General features: G+C 63.7%; 15 protein-coding genes and 1 pseudogene. 8 read left to right on the top strand and 8 right to left on the bottom strand.

The annotated features are described in order from the left end of the window. Positions 1-13: 13 nt before the first annotated feature. From GOQ09_RS19945 to GOQ09_RS19935, 3 genes are read right to left on the bottom strand one after another with little or no spacing between them, the layout of a single operon-like run. Positions 14-1,075, bottom strand: a complete 1,062-nt coding sequence (locus tag GOQ09_RS19945) for an AbrB family transcriptional regulator (RefSeq protein ID WP_157615109.1) — start codon at positions 1,073-1,075, stop codon at positions 14-16. 54 nt (positions 1,076-1,129) lie between these two features. Then, positions 1,130-1,441, bottom strand: a complete 312-nt coding sequence (locus GOQ09_RS19940; RefSeq protein WP_157615108.1) for a DUF4387 domain-containing protein — start codon at positions 1,439-1,441, stop codon at positions 1,130-1,132. 22 nt (positions 1,442-1,463) lie between these two features. Next, the gene (locus GOQ09_RS19935) at positions 1,464-2,855 is read right to left on the bottom strand and encodes an acyclic terpene utilization AtuA family protein (RefSeq protein WP_157615107.1); all 1,392 of its coding nucleotides are present in this window, start codon (positions 2,853-2,855) and stop codon (positions 1,464-1,466) included. A 210-nt stretch (positions 2,856-3,065) separates the two neighbouring features. Between GOQ09_RS19935 and GOQ09_RS19930 the strand changes: the two genes are divergently transcribed. The 4 genes from GOQ09_RS19930 (at position 3,066) to GOQ09_RS19915 (ending at position 6,816) form a co-directional block, all read left to right on the top strand. Then, positions 3,066-3,866 carry a GntR family transcriptional regulator gene (locus tag GOQ09_RS19930; protein ID WP_165442106.1) on the top strand — a complete coding sequence of 267 codons (801 nt, stop codon included), beginning with the start codon at positions 3,066-3,068 and terminating at the stop codon, positions 3,864-3,866. A 150-nt stretch (positions 3,867-4,016) separates the two neighbouring features. Further along, entirely contained in the window at positions 4,017-4,766 is a 750-nt protein-coding gene (locus GOQ09_RS19925; protein ID WP_157615105.1) for a MipA/OmpV family protein, read from the top strand. A 15-nt stretch (positions 4,767-4,781) separates the two neighbouring features. After that, positions 4,782-5,468: a response regulator transcription factor gene (locus GOQ09_RS19920; protein ID WP_157615104.1), complete on the top strand. Its 687-nt coding sequence runs from the start codon at positions 4,782-4,784 to the stop codon at positions 5,466-5,468. Beyond that, entirely contained in the window at positions 5,437-6,816 is a 1,380-nt protein-coding gene (locus GOQ09_RS19915; RefSeq protein WP_157615103.1) for a HAMP domain-containing sensor histidine kinase, read from the top strand. The genes GOQ09_RS19920 and GOQ09_RS19915 overlap by 32 nt, the downstream gene beginning before the upstream one ends. Positions 6,817-6,826: 10 nt before the next feature. On the opposite strand, the gene GOQ09_RS19910 is transcribed toward GOQ09_RS19915, so the two are convergent. Together GOQ09_RS19910 and blaOXA are read right to left on the bottom strand one after the other, a co-directional pair. Continuing rightward, positions 6,827-7,012 carry a hypothetical protein gene (locus GOQ09_RS19910; RefSeq protein ID WP_157615102.1) on the bottom strand — a complete coding sequence of 62 codons (186 nt, stop codon included), beginning with the start codon at positions 7,010-7,012 and terminating at the stop codon, positions 6,827-6,829. A gap of 115 nt (positions 7,013-7,127) precedes the next feature. After that, on the bottom strand, positions 7,128-7,919 hold the full coding sequence (gene blaOXA, locus GOQ09_RS19905; protein ID WP_157615101.1) for a class D beta-lactamase: 792 nt from the start codon (positions 7,917-7,919) through the stop codon (positions 7,128-7,130). A 383-nt stretch (positions 7,920-8,302) separates the two neighbouring features. Here blaOXA and GOQ09_RS26635 point away from each other — a divergent pair, with 383 nt between their 5' ends. From GOQ09_RS26635 to GOQ09_RS19885, 4 genes are all read left to right on the top strand, one after another. Then, on the top strand, positions 8,303-8,419 hold the full coding sequence (locus GOQ09_RS26635; RefSeq protein WP_157615100.1) for an ESPR domain-containing protein: 117 nt from the start codon (positions 8,303-8,305) through the stop codon (positions 8,417-8,419). After that, complete coding sequence (locus tag GOQ09_RS19895) at positions 8,388-9,011, top strand: Crp/Fnr family transcriptional regulator (protein WP_165442105.1); 624 nt, start codon at positions 8,388-8,390, stop codon at positions 9,009-9,011. Before GOQ09_RS26635 ends, GOQ09_RS19895 begins: the two co-directional genes overlap by 32 nt. Then, positions 9,008-10,366, top strand: coding sequence for an MFS transporter (locus GOQ09_RS19890; protein ID WP_157615098.1), 1,359 nt, complete (start codon positions 9,008-9,010; stop codon positions 10,364-10,366). Before GOQ09_RS19895 ends, GOQ09_RS19890 begins: the two co-directional genes overlap by 4 nt. 382 nt (positions 10,367-10,748) lie before the next feature. After that, positions 10,749-11,606 (top strand): aldo/keto reductase, encoded by an 858-nt coding sequence (locus tag GOQ09_RS19885; protein WP_157615097.1) that lies wholly within the window; start codon positions 10,749-10,751, stop codon positions 11,604-11,606. Positions 11,607-11,622: 16 nt separating this feature from the next. On the opposite strand, the pseudogene GOQ09_RS19880 reads toward GOQ09_RS19885, so the two are convergent. The 3 genes and pseudogenes from GOQ09_RS19880 to GOQ09_RS19870 all read right to left on the bottom strand — a co-directional run bounded on the left by GOQ09_RS19880 (position 11,623) and on the right by GOQ09_RS19870 (position 14,817). Beyond that, positions 11,623-13,119 (bottom strand): annotated as a pseudogene (locus GOQ09_RS19880) (nucleobase:cation symporter-2 family protein). A gap of 141 nt (positions 13,120-13,260) precedes the next feature. Next, positions 13,261-14,031, bottom strand: a complete 771-nt coding sequence (locus GOQ09_RS19875) for a GntR family transcriptional regulator (protein WP_157615096.1) — start codon at positions 14,029-14,031, stop codon at positions 13,261-13,263. A gap of 48 nt (positions 14,032-14,079) precedes the next feature. Next, positions 14,080-14,817, bottom strand: coding sequence for an aspartate/glutamate racemase family protein (locus GOQ09_RS19870; RefSeq protein ID WP_157615095.1), 738 nt, complete (start codon positions 14,815-14,817; stop codon positions 14,080-14,082). Between the last annotated feature and the right edge of the window lie 10 nt (positions 14,818-14,827).

The following is a 14,827-nucleotide window of genomic DNA, read 5'->3' as shown; positions in this document are numbered from 1 at the left end:
TGCTCGATACCTTCTAGTTGGGTTCGCAATATCTGGAGACGAGCTGCGCCATGCGGGGCGCCAGCATCGTGACGACGATCAGCCGTGTCACCTGCACCGCAAGAATCACCGGCACGGAGGCTTGCATGCCGTGAGCTACCGCCACGGCAGCATCGATGCCTCCGGGCATGATGGCGAGAAAGGCCGTGAGCGAATCGATTCCTTCGAACGAGCGAAGAATCGGCCACATCAGCGCGATGCACGATCCGATCAACAGCAGGATTCCGAAGAGCATCGCGGGCAACAGGTGGAGGCAGTCGAGCAGCACCTTCCTGTTGAAGCGCAGGCCTGCATAACAGCCACCGAAGGCGAATGCGACAGCAGCGACCACCACGGGAATCTCGACCGCGACAAGCCGTGTCGCGTGCAATCCGCTGCCCACGATGAGGGGTACCCAGAATGCCGCCTGTCCCCACTTCGTCGCCATGGCCACGGCCACGCCCGCGGCGATGAGCCCTGCAAGCGTTGTGGCCACATCGAGAGACACTGCACCGGAGAGGAACACTGTAGGTGGCGGCGAAGCGACAGGCCCGCCGCCCGCACCCGCGAGACTCGCAACCGCGATGGCCGTCAAGGTCACGCAGACGATGCGAAGCTGCTGCATCAGGGCAATCACCCGAGGGTCCGCTCCTCGCTGCTCGCCGAGCATCATCATCGTCGAGGCCGCGCCTGGCGACAGCCCCCATATGGCCGACTGCCCAGGCAGCCACCCACGGCGCGTGAACACCACGGCAATGACACCTGCAGCCGCAATGCTCAAGACATTCACGGCCAATACCACTGCCCAGTGATCTGCAATCAGTTCGAGCAAGTCCCAGCTGACCACAGATGCGACCATGCAGCCGAGCACCGCCTGAACCGGCAGGAAGATGCCCGGCTTCAGTTGCAGGCCCGCCCCGCTCAATGCGAAAGCCATGGCCATGAGCATCGGCCCCAGCAGCACGGCACCGGGGACATGAAGCGCTCGAAGCAAAACGACGGACGCCGCAGCGCCGGCCGTCAGGAGAGCCCATAGGAAGGTTTTCTTGAGTGGCATGGATCGTCGCCAGCGGGCTTGCCGCGGCCTGTGCCCGCTTGAGCCGGTCGCCGTTCAGTTGTTGAGTTCGATGTCGAGCAAGCGCACGTATTGCTGGCCCGAATGCATGTCGCGCTCGACCATTCCCCCTTGCGGAGTGGCCCGGGGAAAAGAGATCTTCACCACATGCAGGGAGTCGACCGGAATGCGCTTGACCAGCGCAGGGTCCACTCCATACAACCGGTGGAAGAGCTCCGCAGACAGCTCTTCGCAGTCCCGGTATTTGCGGTACTTTTCTTCTCCATCGAAGAAGAGGTCCACCGTGACCCAGAACGGGCCGGCGACCTTGGAGCGGATGTGGTGACAGACTTCGCGCAGCTTGGGCATGACGGGTTCCTTCTTGTTGGGTTCAGGCGGCAATTGCGTTGTCGTCGCTGTCGAGCCAGGCCGTGCGGACCAGCGACAAAGGGTCGTCGGTGGCAACGACGTGGTTCAGCTTGAACTCGAAGACCTGGCCGCGCGGAACATCGGCGGGGCTGAAGGCGAAGCCATAGCTGGGCAACTCCTTGTTCATCACCATCGGGTAGTGAAAGAAGTAGGGATTGCATGCGTGCGCAATCGCATTGGCGAGCTCCTGGGTGCTTGCCGTGGCGACCAGCAGCACCCCGATCTCTCGCGGCGGCGGAACATTCACCGGCACGTCTCCGCTCACGGCGTTCCAGCCGTACATGCGCAGCGAGATGTGGAACTCACCGAGCTCCTCCGCCGGAATCGACTTGCGGGTGCGTTCATAGAGCGCGGCCAGCAGCCGGTCATGGAACGTGTTGACGTCGTTGAGCACGTCGGGGTCCTGGATGCCGACGAGCATCAGCGTCTGGTAGTTGCCGGCAGCCGCTCCTTCGAGCTTCATCGTGTAGGGCTGAGCCGCCCACTTGGCGCCTTGCACGCGCACCGCGCGCTCGCCGAGCTGCGCATAGCTTGCACCGGTCACGTCCAGGATGCCGCCGGGCTCGTGCAGATAGTGGGGGTCGCTGTTTTCGTACAGCATGTGCTTGGACACGCTGTGCGGCGTACACCGGTTGCTCGTCGACAAAGGCTCCACCTCGAAACCGTGTTCATCGATGGTCAGCAGAACGCCGGATCCGTCGGCGGGGTTGAGGCAGCACTGGGCGCCGCATTCCGCAATCTTGCCGGCGTGCCACGAGGCTCCCCACGGCGCGCCTTTCCAAATGGGGTAGCTGGCCAGAACGGCGGTGTCGGTGGCTCTTCCACCAATGATGACGTCTGCGCCCGCCTCGAGTGCGGCAACGAAGGGCTCCACGCCCATCAAACCGACGATGTGCTCGCACGAATCGACCGCCGAGTCTTCCAGTGGGCCCAGCGGTGGCAACGGCCGCACTTTGCCCTGCCGGTTGAACGCCTTGATCCTGGCTTTGTCCTGTTCGGAGTAGAGCAGCGCGACCTTTGGCGAGATGCCGAGCTCCCGGGTGAGCTCCACCAGAATGTCCCGAGTCCAGTCGACGTTGAGATCTCCGCCCGCCTGACCCGCGGTGCCCACGATGACCGGAATGCCTGTCTTGGCGTGGGCACGCAGCAGGATGCCCAGGTCGCGCTTGACCGCGCCACGGTTGTTCTTGGACTTGCCGAGCGCAAGGTAGGCCGCGCCGCTGTCGGTGGAGCCGGCGTCCGTCGCAATGACGTTGGCGCCCTGGGCCAGCCCGTATTCGATTTCGCTCTCGCGGACCCCTGAACCCAGGGAGCCGCAGGGCACCAGTACCTTCACGCGACCTTGCAACGCCATGACTGTTTTTCTTTCAAGACAAATGGGGAGACCGTGTTGCCGCTTGATCCACGCCTTGATGAGTGGAGCGCAACCGACGGGACAGATTATGTAGTCATGATGTTATGATGACATGCTGGTAAATACCCGTGTGTCGAGCAAATGCGGCAGGCCGCTGGCCACCTCACCGAGAATTCGCCCTTCAGTCACGAGACAAGCCGAGAAGACACCATGTCAGTGATCCTTCGCCGCGAACGCGGCGACCTCTTGCATCGTCAGTTGTTCCTGGCTCTCCGGGAACAGATCAGGCGAAGCGTCTACAGGGATGGCGAACCGATACCCAGCGAGGAGCAGTTGTGCCAGTCCTTCGGCGTTTCGCGCATCACGGTGCGGCGCGCCGTCGCGGACCTGGTGGAAGAGGGATGGCTGGAAAAGCGCCTCGGGCGAGGCACCTTCGTCAGGCAAGCCGCTGCCAAGCCGCGCAGCGGTGGCGGGTCCACTTTCACCGAGTCCCTGGCGAAGCGGGCCAAGCAGACCAAGGTCACCGTTCTCGAGGTCTCCAGGCGCTCGCCGCCGCCGCACGTGGCAACAGCCATGGGTTTGGCCGAAGACGCGCAGGTGGTGTACGCGAGCCGGCTTCGCTCCATATCGGGCGTTCCCTTGCTCTTCGTCGACTCGTGGGTGATGCCGGAATACGCGGACACCATCACCGGCGATGCACTCGAGGGGCGCTCGATCACCGAGATGCTGCTGTCGCAGGGCGTGCGGTTTCGATACGTGACCGAGGAGATTTCCGCTGTTGCCGCCGATCCTCATGTGGCGGCGAATCTGCACGTGCAGGTCGGCTCGCCGCTGCTCTGCGTTGCACGCCTCGTCAGCAAGGACGTGGGCAAGACGGTGATGTACCTGATGGCCTACATGACGTCGGAGCGCAGCCGCGTGGTGTTCAGCCACGAAGAGCAAGAGCTCGACCGCATGTACGAGGCCAAGCTCATTCACGACGTCGATGCCTACGGCTCGGACCAGGGGTGATCGTTCGCGCCGCCGGTGCCGGTAAGAGTTCGGTAAGACGATCGCGCGGACGATCGGAGCCCCCTTACAACCCTGATTGGCTCCGCCATGCCGCGTGCGTCCTCGACTCCTGCCTTTCCCGTTTTTCCCTCTTTGCTTTTTGGTGTTTCGATGGCGCTGGCCCTGCCCGCCGCCTGGGCGCAGGAGAGCAGCCCCGATCAACCTCCGGCCGACGCCTCCCGCTGGGGCATCGGCATTGCCGCCGGTGCCAAGCAGCAGCCATATACCGGCGCGGGCACCAAGAGCCAGGGCATTCCGCTCATCTACTATGAAAACCGCTACGTGCGGGTGCTTGGCGCCGGTGCGGAACTCAAGCTGCCGAAGGTCGAGCTGGGCTCCGGTTCATCCTTGTCCTTTGGCCTGCGCGCCAAATATGGCCTGGGAGGCTATGAGCCCAGCGACGCACCCATCCTGCAAGGCATGCAGGAGCGCAAGGGCAGCGTATGGCTTGGCGCCGGCGTTACCTGGCGCAACGAAATTGCCGACGTCTCGGCCGAGTGGCTTGGCGACGCATCGGGCAAGAGCAAGGGCCAGCAATTCCGGATCGGCGTGCAGCGCGATTTTCGCGCGGGCAACTTCACGTTGACGCCGCGCGTCGAGGCCTACTGGCTGGACAAGAAATATGTCGACTACTACTACGGCGTACGCGCCGAGGAAAGCCGCCCCGGACGTCCCGCGTACCTCGGCGCCTCGACCGTCAACACCGAAGTCGGTCTGCGCATCGGCTACGCGATCGATCGTCACCAGTCGGTGTTTGTCGATGTCAGCGCCACGCAATTGGGCAAACAGATCAAGAACAGCCCGCTGGTCGACCGCTCGAACCAGTCGGCGGTCTCCGCCGGCTATCTCTACCGTTTCTGACGCAACCCGGGCCCCATGAACCGCATCGCGCTGATCGAAGACCACGACCGCATGGCCACCCTGGTATGCAAGGCGCTGGTCGGCGCGGGCATCGAGGCCGACGTGTTCGGGCGCGTCGACGTCGCGTGGCACGCGTTGCGGCGCACGCCCTATGCGGCGCTTGTGATCGATCGCGGGCTGCCCGATGGCGACGGTCTCGAACTGGTGCGGCGCTTGCGCACCGCCGGCACGCGCACGCCGTGCCTGATGCTGACGGCGAGGGACGCCTTGCATGACCGCGTCGATGGCCTCGAGTCGGGCGCCGACGACTATCTGGTCAAGCCGTTTCCAATGGAAGAGCTGGTCGCACGCGTGCGCGCGCTGCTGCGGCGGCCGTCCCAGCTGCAGAGCCTGTCGCCCGCCTATGCCGACATCTGCATACACCCCGAGAGCGGAACGATGGCTTGCGGCAGCGAGGCCGTCACGCTCGCATCCGCCGAGCTTCAGATCATGCTTTGCCTTGTGCGTAGCGGCGGGCAGACCGTGCGCCGCGGCGCGCTCGAATCGGCCGCGTGGGGACTCTCCGAGGCCGTGACCCCCAATGCACTCGATGTGGCGCTGCATCGCATGCGCAAGAAGCTGCAGGCCGTGGGCTCCGTGCTGGAGATTGCCAATGTGAGAGGACGCGGCTATGCGCTTCGCGAAGCTCCGCTGGCCACGTAGCCTGGGCGCGCGGCTGCTCGCAACGTATGTCGCCGGCATCTTCGTCTGCATCCTGGTGATCGTCGTCGTGAGTGCGGCCGCGCTGCTGCTGCGCGGAGACACGTGGAATGAGGGTATCTCCACCCATGCACGGCTGATCGGGCGGCAACTGCAGTTCGATGCGACTGGGCGGCCGATCGGGTTGAACGAATCGGAACTCCCGACGTGGCTTTATTCAGGCATGGGGAAGGAGACCTCAGTTCGCGTGCTCGATGCGGCCGGCAACGTCGTGATGCCGGCAGGGCAGGGCGCATTGGCGCTGCACAAGCAGGGCAAGGGTTTCGAGCCACGCGATCATGCCTTCGATTCAGCTGAAGACGGGCTTGAGGTGCGCGTGGTCACGCACCGTGTCGATCACGCGGGACAGCGCTGGTATGTGCAGGTGGCGGTGAGCCAGCGGCTCATCGAACTCATGGACCGCAGCGTCGGCCTGCCGGCGCTCGGACATGGCATTCTGGTGGCATGCCTCGCATCGGTTCTGGTGTTCGCCGTGGCCATGCATTTCACGCTGGGCCGCATGCTCAGGCCGCTGCGTGCGGCCTCCGAGAGCGCTGCACGCATCACGCCGCGCACGCTCGATGCGCGCTTGAGCGTGCAAGGGCTGCCCTCGGAGATGCTGCCGCTGATCGAAGCCTTCAATCGCGCGCTCGACCGCTTGCAAAGCGGCTACATCGCGCAGCAGGACTTTCTTGCGGCCGCCGCACACGAACTCAAGACGCCGCTCTCGCTGATCCGCGGGCAGGTCGAACTGGGCGGCGACAGTGACGCGGCGTTCGACCGCGACGCCCTGATCCGCGACGTGGATCAGATGGCTCGGCACGTGAGCCAGCTTTTGCATCTGGCCGAAGCGACGGAGTTGTGCAACTACGAGATCCGCCGTGTCGGCGCCGCCGCGCTGTTGGACGAGGTCGGCGACTATATCGGGCGGCTTGCCGTGCGCCGCGAGGTGCACCTGGACCTGCGGGTCGCGCCGGACGCCGTATGTTGGCAAGCGGACCGCGGTGCGCTCTTCACGTTGCTCAAGAACCTGCTGGAGAACGCGATCCAGCATTCGCCATCGCATGGCGTGGTGCGGCTCACGGCCGATGCGCGGCGAATTTCGGTTTGCGACGAAGGGCCCGGTATTCCGGCCCGCGATTTGCCGATGATCTTCGATCGCTTCTGGCGCGGCGCCGGACGGCGCGACGAAGGCGCGGGGCTGGGCCTTGCCATATGCCAGGAGATCGCGCTCGCCCACGGCTGGCGACTGACAGCGCATGCGGCATCGCCGGGTACGGAGTTCGTGCTCGCGTTGGCGCCGGAAAAGTGAAGCGAAGGATTCAGGGCCCGAAACAAAGCAGCATCCAGAATGCAACCGCGCCGCTGTGGAAGAACAGCAGCACCTTGGTCGCGGCTGCAATCAAGCCAAGGCTGACCAGGACGTCGAAAAGACAGGTATCAAACAGCCAGGTGCCGAGGCTTCGGGGCCGGCGGAGTTTTGCGACGAGCATGGCGATCTGGCTCATGCAACGTGGGCGGGATAGGCAAACAGCATGGGGGTCCGGCGGTGACGAAACCCATATGCTCGGGGCGCCAGCCTTACGCGCGACTTACCCCGTCCGGGTTTCCGCAGGGATTGCGTCAACGCGGCAGTGCGTCAATAGACCGCAGGATGCTCCGCGTAATGTCGATGCGCTTCGGAAGGTCGTCGAGCCTGTTCGGGGTGTCGATGTTCATGGCAAAAAACACCGGGCCGGTCGGCCACTCGACCCAACCCACCCACCAGCCGACCTTGCCGCTCCATCCGGTTTTCGCGCGAAGGATCCAGTCCTTTCCGGCTTCGTTGATCATCACGTCTTTGACCAGGCGTTGGTGGTCGATACGAAAACCCAGTTCATTCCGATAGAGCTTCCGCAAGAACGCGATCTGCTCGTGAGCCGAGATAGCTAGGTCACCTTCGACCCAGAAGGGCGCATCGCCCGTGGCGACTGCGTTGCCGTAATTGAGCTGCTGCATATAGGCCGTTTCGCGAGCAACGCCAATCTGCTTGGCAAATCGCTCGTACACCCAGACTGTGGAGTTGCGCATTGCAGTGCGAAGGTCCTGATCTGCGTTCCACGCTTCAACGGAGCGTTGGACTCCGTCCCAGGAGATCTTCTGAAACTCGTCGCGCAGCACGCCTGCGTCCAAGGCGAAGAGGCTGTGCGGAATCTTGAAGGTGGATGCAGGCGTGTAGCGACGTTGGGCACGCTCTACATCGTGCACAAATGTCGACTCGCGTGCTCGCCGGTCGTCGACCACAACTACGGTGCCCTGGACACCGGCCTCTGTGAAGAACTTGGACCAAGCGGCGCGATCTCGAATGTCTGTGGCGGCAAGCACCGTGGAGGCAAGAAGGGGCAGGGGGGAGAGGATGAGATGGCGGCGGTTCACGTTTGCGTTCGGCTATTCAGTAGATCGATTTGGCAGCAGTTCGGACATTTGAAGACGGAGGGAGATGCCGCGCAAGAAATAGAAGCGTGGCACTTTATTTCCGATGCCTGGGCGGACCAAGAACTACTCTGCCCCACTGTCTATTAGCGGGCATTGAAGACGGTGGCAATGCTCATAGCGTGAAAAATTCCCGCTTAACGTTGTCTGTTCAAAAACCGTTTGTTCCGCTTTTTTAACAATCTTTTTGCACCAAAGAATTCAGCTTAAGTGATCGGTGAGTTCTGTCGGAAAGGCGACGCACACGCAGGTGTAGAAGTTTCATTTTGAAAGTCTTGTTTCTAGACTGGCCTCCAGTTTTCACCTATCTGCACGAGGCACAGTACATGAACAAAATATATCGGAGCGTCTGGAATGAGTCGCTAGGCGCATGGGTGGCAACGTCGGAAATCACATCGGCCGGCCTCCTCCATGAGTCAACTGCTCGCGGCTTCCCGCCTTGAAAGGTATGGAAGAGGCGAGGTCATATCGAATGAGCGGGGCGCGCCCGAAACGTTCGTGATTGCCTCCGGGTACGCCGTGATGGGCTACATCCCGCTGGAGTGGGGTCGAACGCCAGTCGCGCTTGTCGGCCCTGGCTCGCTATGCGGATTTACGCGGTCAGACAGCCATGAGGAGCGTGTCACGTACGACTTTTGCGCGCACACCGACGCGGTAATCGTGAAGATGCCGACCTTCGCAGTACGGCGAATCCTCGACGCCAACCCGGTGCTATGGGAAGACATGGCAAAAATGCTGATGAGACAGTACAGAGAAATCCTCGATTCACTCCTCGGGCAGGGTGTCGGATCGCTTTCTCGTCGTCTGGCAACCACCATCGAAAGATTGACGGCACTCTACGGAAGCAGCGACGGCCACAGCGTAAGCCTTCGCTTGCGGCTCACCCAAGAAGAACTCGCAGCGCTGCTGCAAGTCACCCGACAGAGCGTCAATAAAGAACTCTTGAAACTGGTGACGAGCGGCACGATAAGCGTTGTTCACAACAAGATCACCGTTCTCGATTTCACGGCACTGAGACGATGGGGGAGCACATGAAAATCCACAAAAGCCGCCATCTGACAATTGCCACACCTAGCGTCGCTGCGCGCCTGGACGCAATTCCCCTGAATCGCCTGCATCTCTTCGTGTTGGTGATCAGCGGGTTTGGCCTGGCGATCGACGTGTATGAAATTGGCCTGGGAAGTGCATTCGGTGCAATCTTCTCGGGCGCACCATATTCAGCGTCCGCCCAGTCCTTGTCCTGGCTGTTGTCTTCGGTCTACATAGGGGCGGTGCTCGGCGCCTCCGTCGGCGGCTGGCTCGCCTATCGCATGGGTCGCAGGATGGTACTTACCGGCATGCTTTGGTTGCTGGCCGCGACGGCGGCGCTTGCTGGTGCCAGCGTCAGCATCGAGTGGTTGACCTTAGCGCGCACTATCATGGGGCTCACTCTCGGGGCTTTTCCGCCGCTGCTCACGGCGTACCTCGCGGACCTCTTGCCGGCGCGCAGCCGAGGCAAGCTCATCTTTGTAACCATGGCCATCGCCTTTGTAGGTGCGCCGGCCGGGGTTTTCTTTATACGCACAATGACGCCGCTCGAGGTTCTCAACCTGTCCGGCTGGCGTTGGAGCCTGCTGGTCGGTGCGCTGGGCGCGGTGATCGCAGCGCTGGCGTTTCGTCGCTTGCCGGAGTCGCCGCGTTGGCTGAGCGCCGTCGGCAGGGAGCAGGAAGCCGAGATTGCGCTACAACGTTTCGAGCGTTCGCGTCCCGCGAGTTGGGCGGACAGTTCGAAAACTCCTCCTTCTCCAGCGCCGGAACCGAACGAAGCCGCCGACCCGGCCGAATCGACGCGTTTGCGCTTTGCCAAGTATGCCGGGCTCTGCTTTCTCAGCCCTTGGTCGACTGCAGCCTTTCCCCTCCTCATCGGGGCCATGCTGGTCCAGAAGGGATTCAAACTCTCCGATACGCTCTTCTATGTCGGCCTCTCCGCATTTGGTCCGATCATCGGAACGCTTCTTGCTGCCTTTGCCATCGACCGCTTCGATCGGCGCCTCACGCTAGCGGGCTGCGCAGCAGTCATGCTTGTGTCGGGAGTAGCGTTTGAATTCACCAACCAACCGGCATGGCTGCTGGCTGCCACCGCCAGTTTCTTCCTGTGTTCGGCGGTCTATTTACCAATGCTGAACATCTACGGCACCGAACTCTTCGATACTCGCTTGCGCGCGTCGGCGGTTGCCGGAGCATGGGCGTTCAACCGGCTCGGCGCGGCGGTCGCACCACTGCTGCTAATTCCCATCTTGGACCGCGGCGGGACCCTTCCTGTAATGGCGGTGATCTGGTGCTCGCTGGTCACGGGCATCCTGCTGGTCGCGGTCTCAGCGCCCGGTCGCAATCGGCTTTCCGTCGGCTGAGTACACGCGGCGACGAACTGCTCGCCATCACCTGCGAACATCATGTGTGGTGCCCGATCTCGCGCCGGGAGGCAGGGCGTCGAGTGCCCAAGGCGTTCTCGGGTGACGCGAATGCGAGGGGCGCGGTGTGCTTTTCATGCCATGCGCTTTGGCCCACGAGCGCGGCTCATTGGCTTGTCCGCCGGCATGTCTGGCTGCGGGTACATCGTGCTTGCTCTATTCCACAAAAAGCACTGTCCGGACCCAGAGGAGCTCACCACGTCCGAAACCAGACTGCGCCGTTCGAGCCCCGGCTTCTGTCAGCAGGATGCTGAAGCCGTGTAGGAATTGACCTGACAACCTACAGTCTTGCCTTGGGCACGCGACCCGCTACGATTTGGCGATGCGATCACTCCGTCTTTCCAATGCCCGCGACATTCCGGTGCTAGGCCTCGGCACCTGGCGCATGGGCGAGTCGGCGAACCGCCGCGCGGCGGAGGTGGCCGCGGTGCGCGAGGCCATCGCCATGGGCTACCGGTTGATCGACACTGCCGAGATGTACGGGGAGGGCGGCGCCGAAACGGTGCTTGGCCAAGCGCTGGCAGAGGCGCTGCGCGCCGGCGACGTGCGGCGCGACGAGCTCTTCATCGTCAGCAAGGTCTACCCGCACAACGCAAGCCGGCGCGGCACACCTGAGGCCTGCGAGCGCAGCCTGAAGCGGCTGGGGCTCGACGCGATCGACCTCTACCTGCTGCACTGGCGCGGCAGTCATCCGCTGCGCGAAACGGCCGATGCGATGCAGGCGCTGGTCGCCAAGGGGCGCATCGGCCACTGGGGCGTGAGCAACTTCGACACGGACGACATGGAAGAACTCGCGCAGGCCGTCGGCCCAGGCCCGGACTGCGCGGCCAACCAGGTCTACCTTTCGCTGGCTGAACGCGGCCCGGAATTCAGCCTGTTGCCCTGGCTGCGCGAACACGGCATGCCGCTGATGGCCTACAGCCCGATCGACCAGGGCGCGCTGGCTTCGGACAAGGCTTTGGGAGCGCTGGCTGCGCGCCTCGGCGTAACCGCTGCCCAGCTTGCCCTTGCCGCCGTGATCGCGAGGCCGGGCGTCGTTGCAATTCCGAAGGCGGTGCGCAGCGTGCACCTGCACGAGAATCTTGCCGCTGCCCAACTGGAACTCGACGCGGCAACCCTTGCCGAGCTCGACCGCCTCCATCCACCGCCCCGGCGCAAGGCGCCGCTCGCGCTGATCTGAACCGACGAAGCGAAGGCTAGTGCGCTTCGGCCTGCTTGGCCGCGGCAATCACCGCCTGCTCGTCGTGCTTGGCACCGTTCAGGAACAGGTTCAGCAGCACCGCGCTGATCGACGCCAGCAGAATGCCCGACTCGATCAGCGAGTGGATCGCATGCGGCATCCACTGCTTGAAGTTGGGTGCAATGAGCGGAATCATGCCGATGCCGATCGACACCGCGACGATCATCGCGTTGTGCCGGTTGCCCTTGAAGTCCACGCCCGAAAGAATGCGGATGCCGGTGGCGGCCACCATGCCGAACATCACCAGCCCCGCGCCGCCGAGCACCACCGTGGGCAGCGACTCGATCAGCGCCGCCATCTTGGGCAGCAGGCCGAGCACGACGAGGATCACGCCGCCGGCCACGCAGACATAGCGGCTCTTCACGCCCGTGACGGCCACCAGCCCCACGTTCTGCGAAAAGCTGGTGTACGGAAAGGTGTTGAAGATGCCGCCGATGAGCGTGCCCAGTCCGTCGGTGCGCAGGCCCTTGGCAAGTTCCTTCTGCGTGATCTTGCGGTCGGTCATCTCGCCGAGCGCAAGGAACATGCCGGTCGACTCGATCATCACCACGATCATGATGAGCGTCATCGTGAGGATCAGGATCGGGTCGAACTGCGGCATGCCGAAGTGAAATGGCAGCACCACGTCCACCCAGGCCGCCTTGCCCACCTTCTCGTAGGTCATGAGGCCCGTGATGGATGCCACCACCGCGCCGATCACGATGCCCAGCAGCACCGAGATGTTGGCGATGAAGCCCTTTGCGTATTTCACGATCAGCAGAATGGACACTAGCACCAGCGCCGCCACGCCAAAGCCCGAGAGGTCCGCGTACTTCGGGTTGGGCACTGTGGGCATGATGGCAAAGCCCTTGGGCACCGCCGGAATCGAACTGCCCGGCGACGTGACTTCCGCGAGCCACTTGGCGTACACCGGGTCCACCAGCGCGGGCGCCGTCGGCCCCACCGGGTTGCCGAAGATCCAGTTGATGCCCACGCGCATCAGGCTGATGCCGATCACCGCGATGATGGTGCCCGTGACCACCGGTGGAAAGAAGCGCAGCATCCGGCTCACCAGCGGCGCGATCAGTATCGACACCACGCCCGCACCGATGATGGCGCCGAACAGCAGCTGCGCGCCGTTCTGGCCCGGGTTGGCGTTGGCAATGGCCACCATAGGCGCGACCGACGCGAAGGTCACGCCCATCATCACCGGCAGCTTGATGCCGAACTACTGCGTGGCACCCAGCGCCTGGATCAGCGTGGCGATGCCGCAGCAGAACAGGTCGGCCGAGATCAGCATCGCGACCTCATCAGGCGACAGCTTGAGCGCGCGCCCCACGATGAGCGGCACCGCGACGGCGCCCGCATACATCACCAGCACATGCTGAAGGCCGAGCGCCGCGAGCTTGCCCGAAGGCAGCCGCTGGTCCACCGGATGAACTGTGTGAACAGGGGAAGAGGTCTCGGCCGTCATCGTGCATCTCCTGGCGAAGCAAGGGGAACATGCGTGGGCGGCGCGGCTTGGCGTGGCGTCCACAATGTGTGTACGCCAAACTGTATACAATTTATGCCGCAATCCGGATGCAGGAAAACCCGCACCGCGGCGGCTTGCCTTCTAGGCGAGCAGCGCCTTCACCAGGTCGAGCTGCCTGTCGGGCTTTTCGGTGCCCAGCTCCAGGCTGGCCTCGATGCGCTCCAGGTGGCCGGTCATGCAGGCCACCGCGCCTTCCACGTCGCCCTTGCGGCAGATGCGCAGAAACTCCGAATGCTCGTCCGACGAGCAATGCGGGTCGTTCGACGAGTGGTAGAGCATGGCTATGAGCGAACTGCGCGCCACCAGCTCGCGCACCAGTTCGGCAAGGGTCTTGTTGCCCGTGGCCTCGGCCAGCGCCACATGAAAATCGCCCAACACCTTTTCGCGCACGGTGCCCGTGGTGGTGGTCTGGCGCAGGGCCGTGCGCTCGAAGCGGATGTGCTGCTCCAGCACCTGGTAATCGCGCGTGCGGGCGTTGGCAATGAACAGGCGCACCACTTCGCTTTCGAGGATGCGGCGCACCGCGAACACCTCGCGTGCCTCTTGCACGGTGGGCTGGCACACGAACGCACCCTTGTCGGGAATGATCTCGATGAGCTTGTCCTTCGACAGCATGAGCAGGGCCGCCCGGATTTTTGTGCGGCTCACCGCATACACGCGGCCTAGCGCCTCTTCTCGCAGCCAGGTGCCGGGGGGCAGGCGCTTCTCGACGATGGCGGTGGCGATGTCCTGCGCGATGCTTTCGATGGAACTGCCCTTGTCTGCGGCAGGTGCGCCGTTCTCTGCCGCTGTGGTGGCCCCAGCGGCAGGGTTGGCAAGGGCAGATGATTGTTTGGAGCTGGCGCGAGGCATGCGGAGATTGTGGCCCAGCAAGGCCGTTGCCGAGCCCGGGCCGTCCCGTTACCTGGGCAGGGTAAAACCCTCGAGCGCGCCCTTCATTGTCTTGGGCAGCGGATGAGCCAGTTCGCCGCGCTTGCTGGTCGATAGCTTCAGCGTCACCAGCGATTCGATGAGCTTGGTGCCCGCCGCCACGCCGTCGATCACCGGCACGCCGAGCAGCCCGCCGATGTGCTCGCACAGGTCGGTCATGCCGGCGCAGCCGAGCACGATGCAGTCGGAGCCGTCTTCCTCCAGCGCGCGCCGGCACTCGTCCACGATGCGCTCGCGCGCGTTGGAGCCGGGCTCTTCGAGTTCGAGCACCGGCAATTCGCAGGCGCGCACGTTGGCGCAAAAGCGCTCCATGCCGTAGATCTCGGCCAGGTGCCAAGCCTGCCCCATGGTGCGGCCCAGCGTGGTCACCACGCTGAAGCGGCTGCCCACCATGCTCGCCAGGTGCATGGCGGCTTCGGCAATGCCCACCACCGGGCCGCGCGCCAGCTCGCGTGCGGCCTTCAGGCCTGGGTCGCCAAAGCAGGCGATCACGTAGCCGTCGACGCCTTCGCGCTCGCCGGCCGCAATTTCCTGCAGCAGGCCGGGTACGGCCAGCGCCTCGTCGTAGTGGCTCTCGATGGAAACCGGCCCCATGGCCGGGCTCACCGCGACGATTTCCGTGCCGGGCTGCGCCACCGCGCGGGCGCAGGCGCCGATCTTCTCGGTCATGCTCCAGGTGGTGTTGGGGTTGATGATCTTGATGCGCACGGCGCGGCCC

The organism is Variovorax paradoxus (assembly GCF_009755665.1).
Taxonomy (GTDB): domain Bacteria; phylum Pseudomonadota; class Gammaproteobacteria; order Burkholderiales; family Burkholderiaceae_C; genus Variovorax; species Variovorax paradoxus_G.
This window is presented reverse-complemented; position numbering and strand designations above follow the sequence as displayed.

What these genes read in the sequence shown, in the direction of transcription:
- GOQ09_RS19945 (WP_157615109.1), bottom strand. Translation starts at nt 1,075, where the DNA reads ATGCCACTCAAGAAAACCTTCCTATGGGCTCTCCTGACGGCCGGCGCT.
- GOQ09_RS19940 (WP_157615108.1), bottom strand. Translation starts at nt 1,441, where the DNA reads ATGCCCAAGCTGCGCGAAGTCTGTCACCACATCCGCTCCAAGGTCGCC.
- GOQ09_RS19935 (WP_157615107.1), bottom strand. Translation starts at nt 2,855, where the DNA reads ATGGCGTTGCAAGGTCGCGTGAAGGTACTGGTGCCCTGCGGCTCCCTG.
- GOQ09_RS19930 (WP_165442106.1), top strand. Translation starts at nt 3,066, where the DNA reads ATGTCAGTGATCCTTCGCCGCGAACGCGGCGACCTCTTGCATCGTCAG.
- GOQ09_RS19925 (WP_157615105.1), top strand. Translation starts at nt 4,017, where the DNA reads ATGGCGCTGGCCCTGCCCGCCGCCTGGGCGCAGGAGAGCAGCCCCGAT.
- GOQ09_RS19920 (WP_157615104.1), top strand. Translation starts at nt 4,782, where the DNA reads ATGAACCGCATCGCGCTGATCGAAGACCACGACCGCATGGCCACCCTG.
- GOQ09_RS19915 (WP_157615103.1), top strand. Translation starts at nt 5,437, where the DNA reads ATGCGCTTCGCGAAGCTCCGCTGGCCACGTAGCCTGGGCGCGCGGCTG.
- GOQ09_RS19910 (WP_157615102.1), bottom strand. Translation starts at nt 7,012, where the DNA reads ATGAGCCAGATCGCCATGCTCGTCGCAAAACTCCGCCGGCCCCGAAGC.
- GOQ09_RS26635 (WP_157615100.1), top strand. Translation starts at nt 8,303, where the DNA reads ATGAACAAAATATATCGGAGCGTCTGGAATGAGTCGCTAGGCGCATGG.
- GOQ09_RS19895 (WP_165442105.1), top strand. Translation starts at nt 8,388, where the DNA reads ATGAGTCAACTGCTCGCGGCTTCCCGCCTTGAAAGGTATGGAAGAGGC.
- GOQ09_RS19890 (WP_157615098.1), top strand. Translation starts at nt 9,008, where the DNA reads ATGAAAATCCACAAAAGCCGCCATCTGACAATTGCCACACCTAGCGTC.
- GOQ09_RS19885 (WP_157615097.1), top strand. Translation starts at nt 10,749, where the DNA reads ATGCGATCACTCCGTCTTTCCAATGCCCGCGACATTCCGGTGCTAGGC.
- GOQ09_RS19875 (WP_157615096.1), bottom strand. Translation starts at nt 14,031, where the DNA reads ATGCCTCGCGCCAGCTCCAAACAATCATCTGCCCTTGCCAACCCTGCC.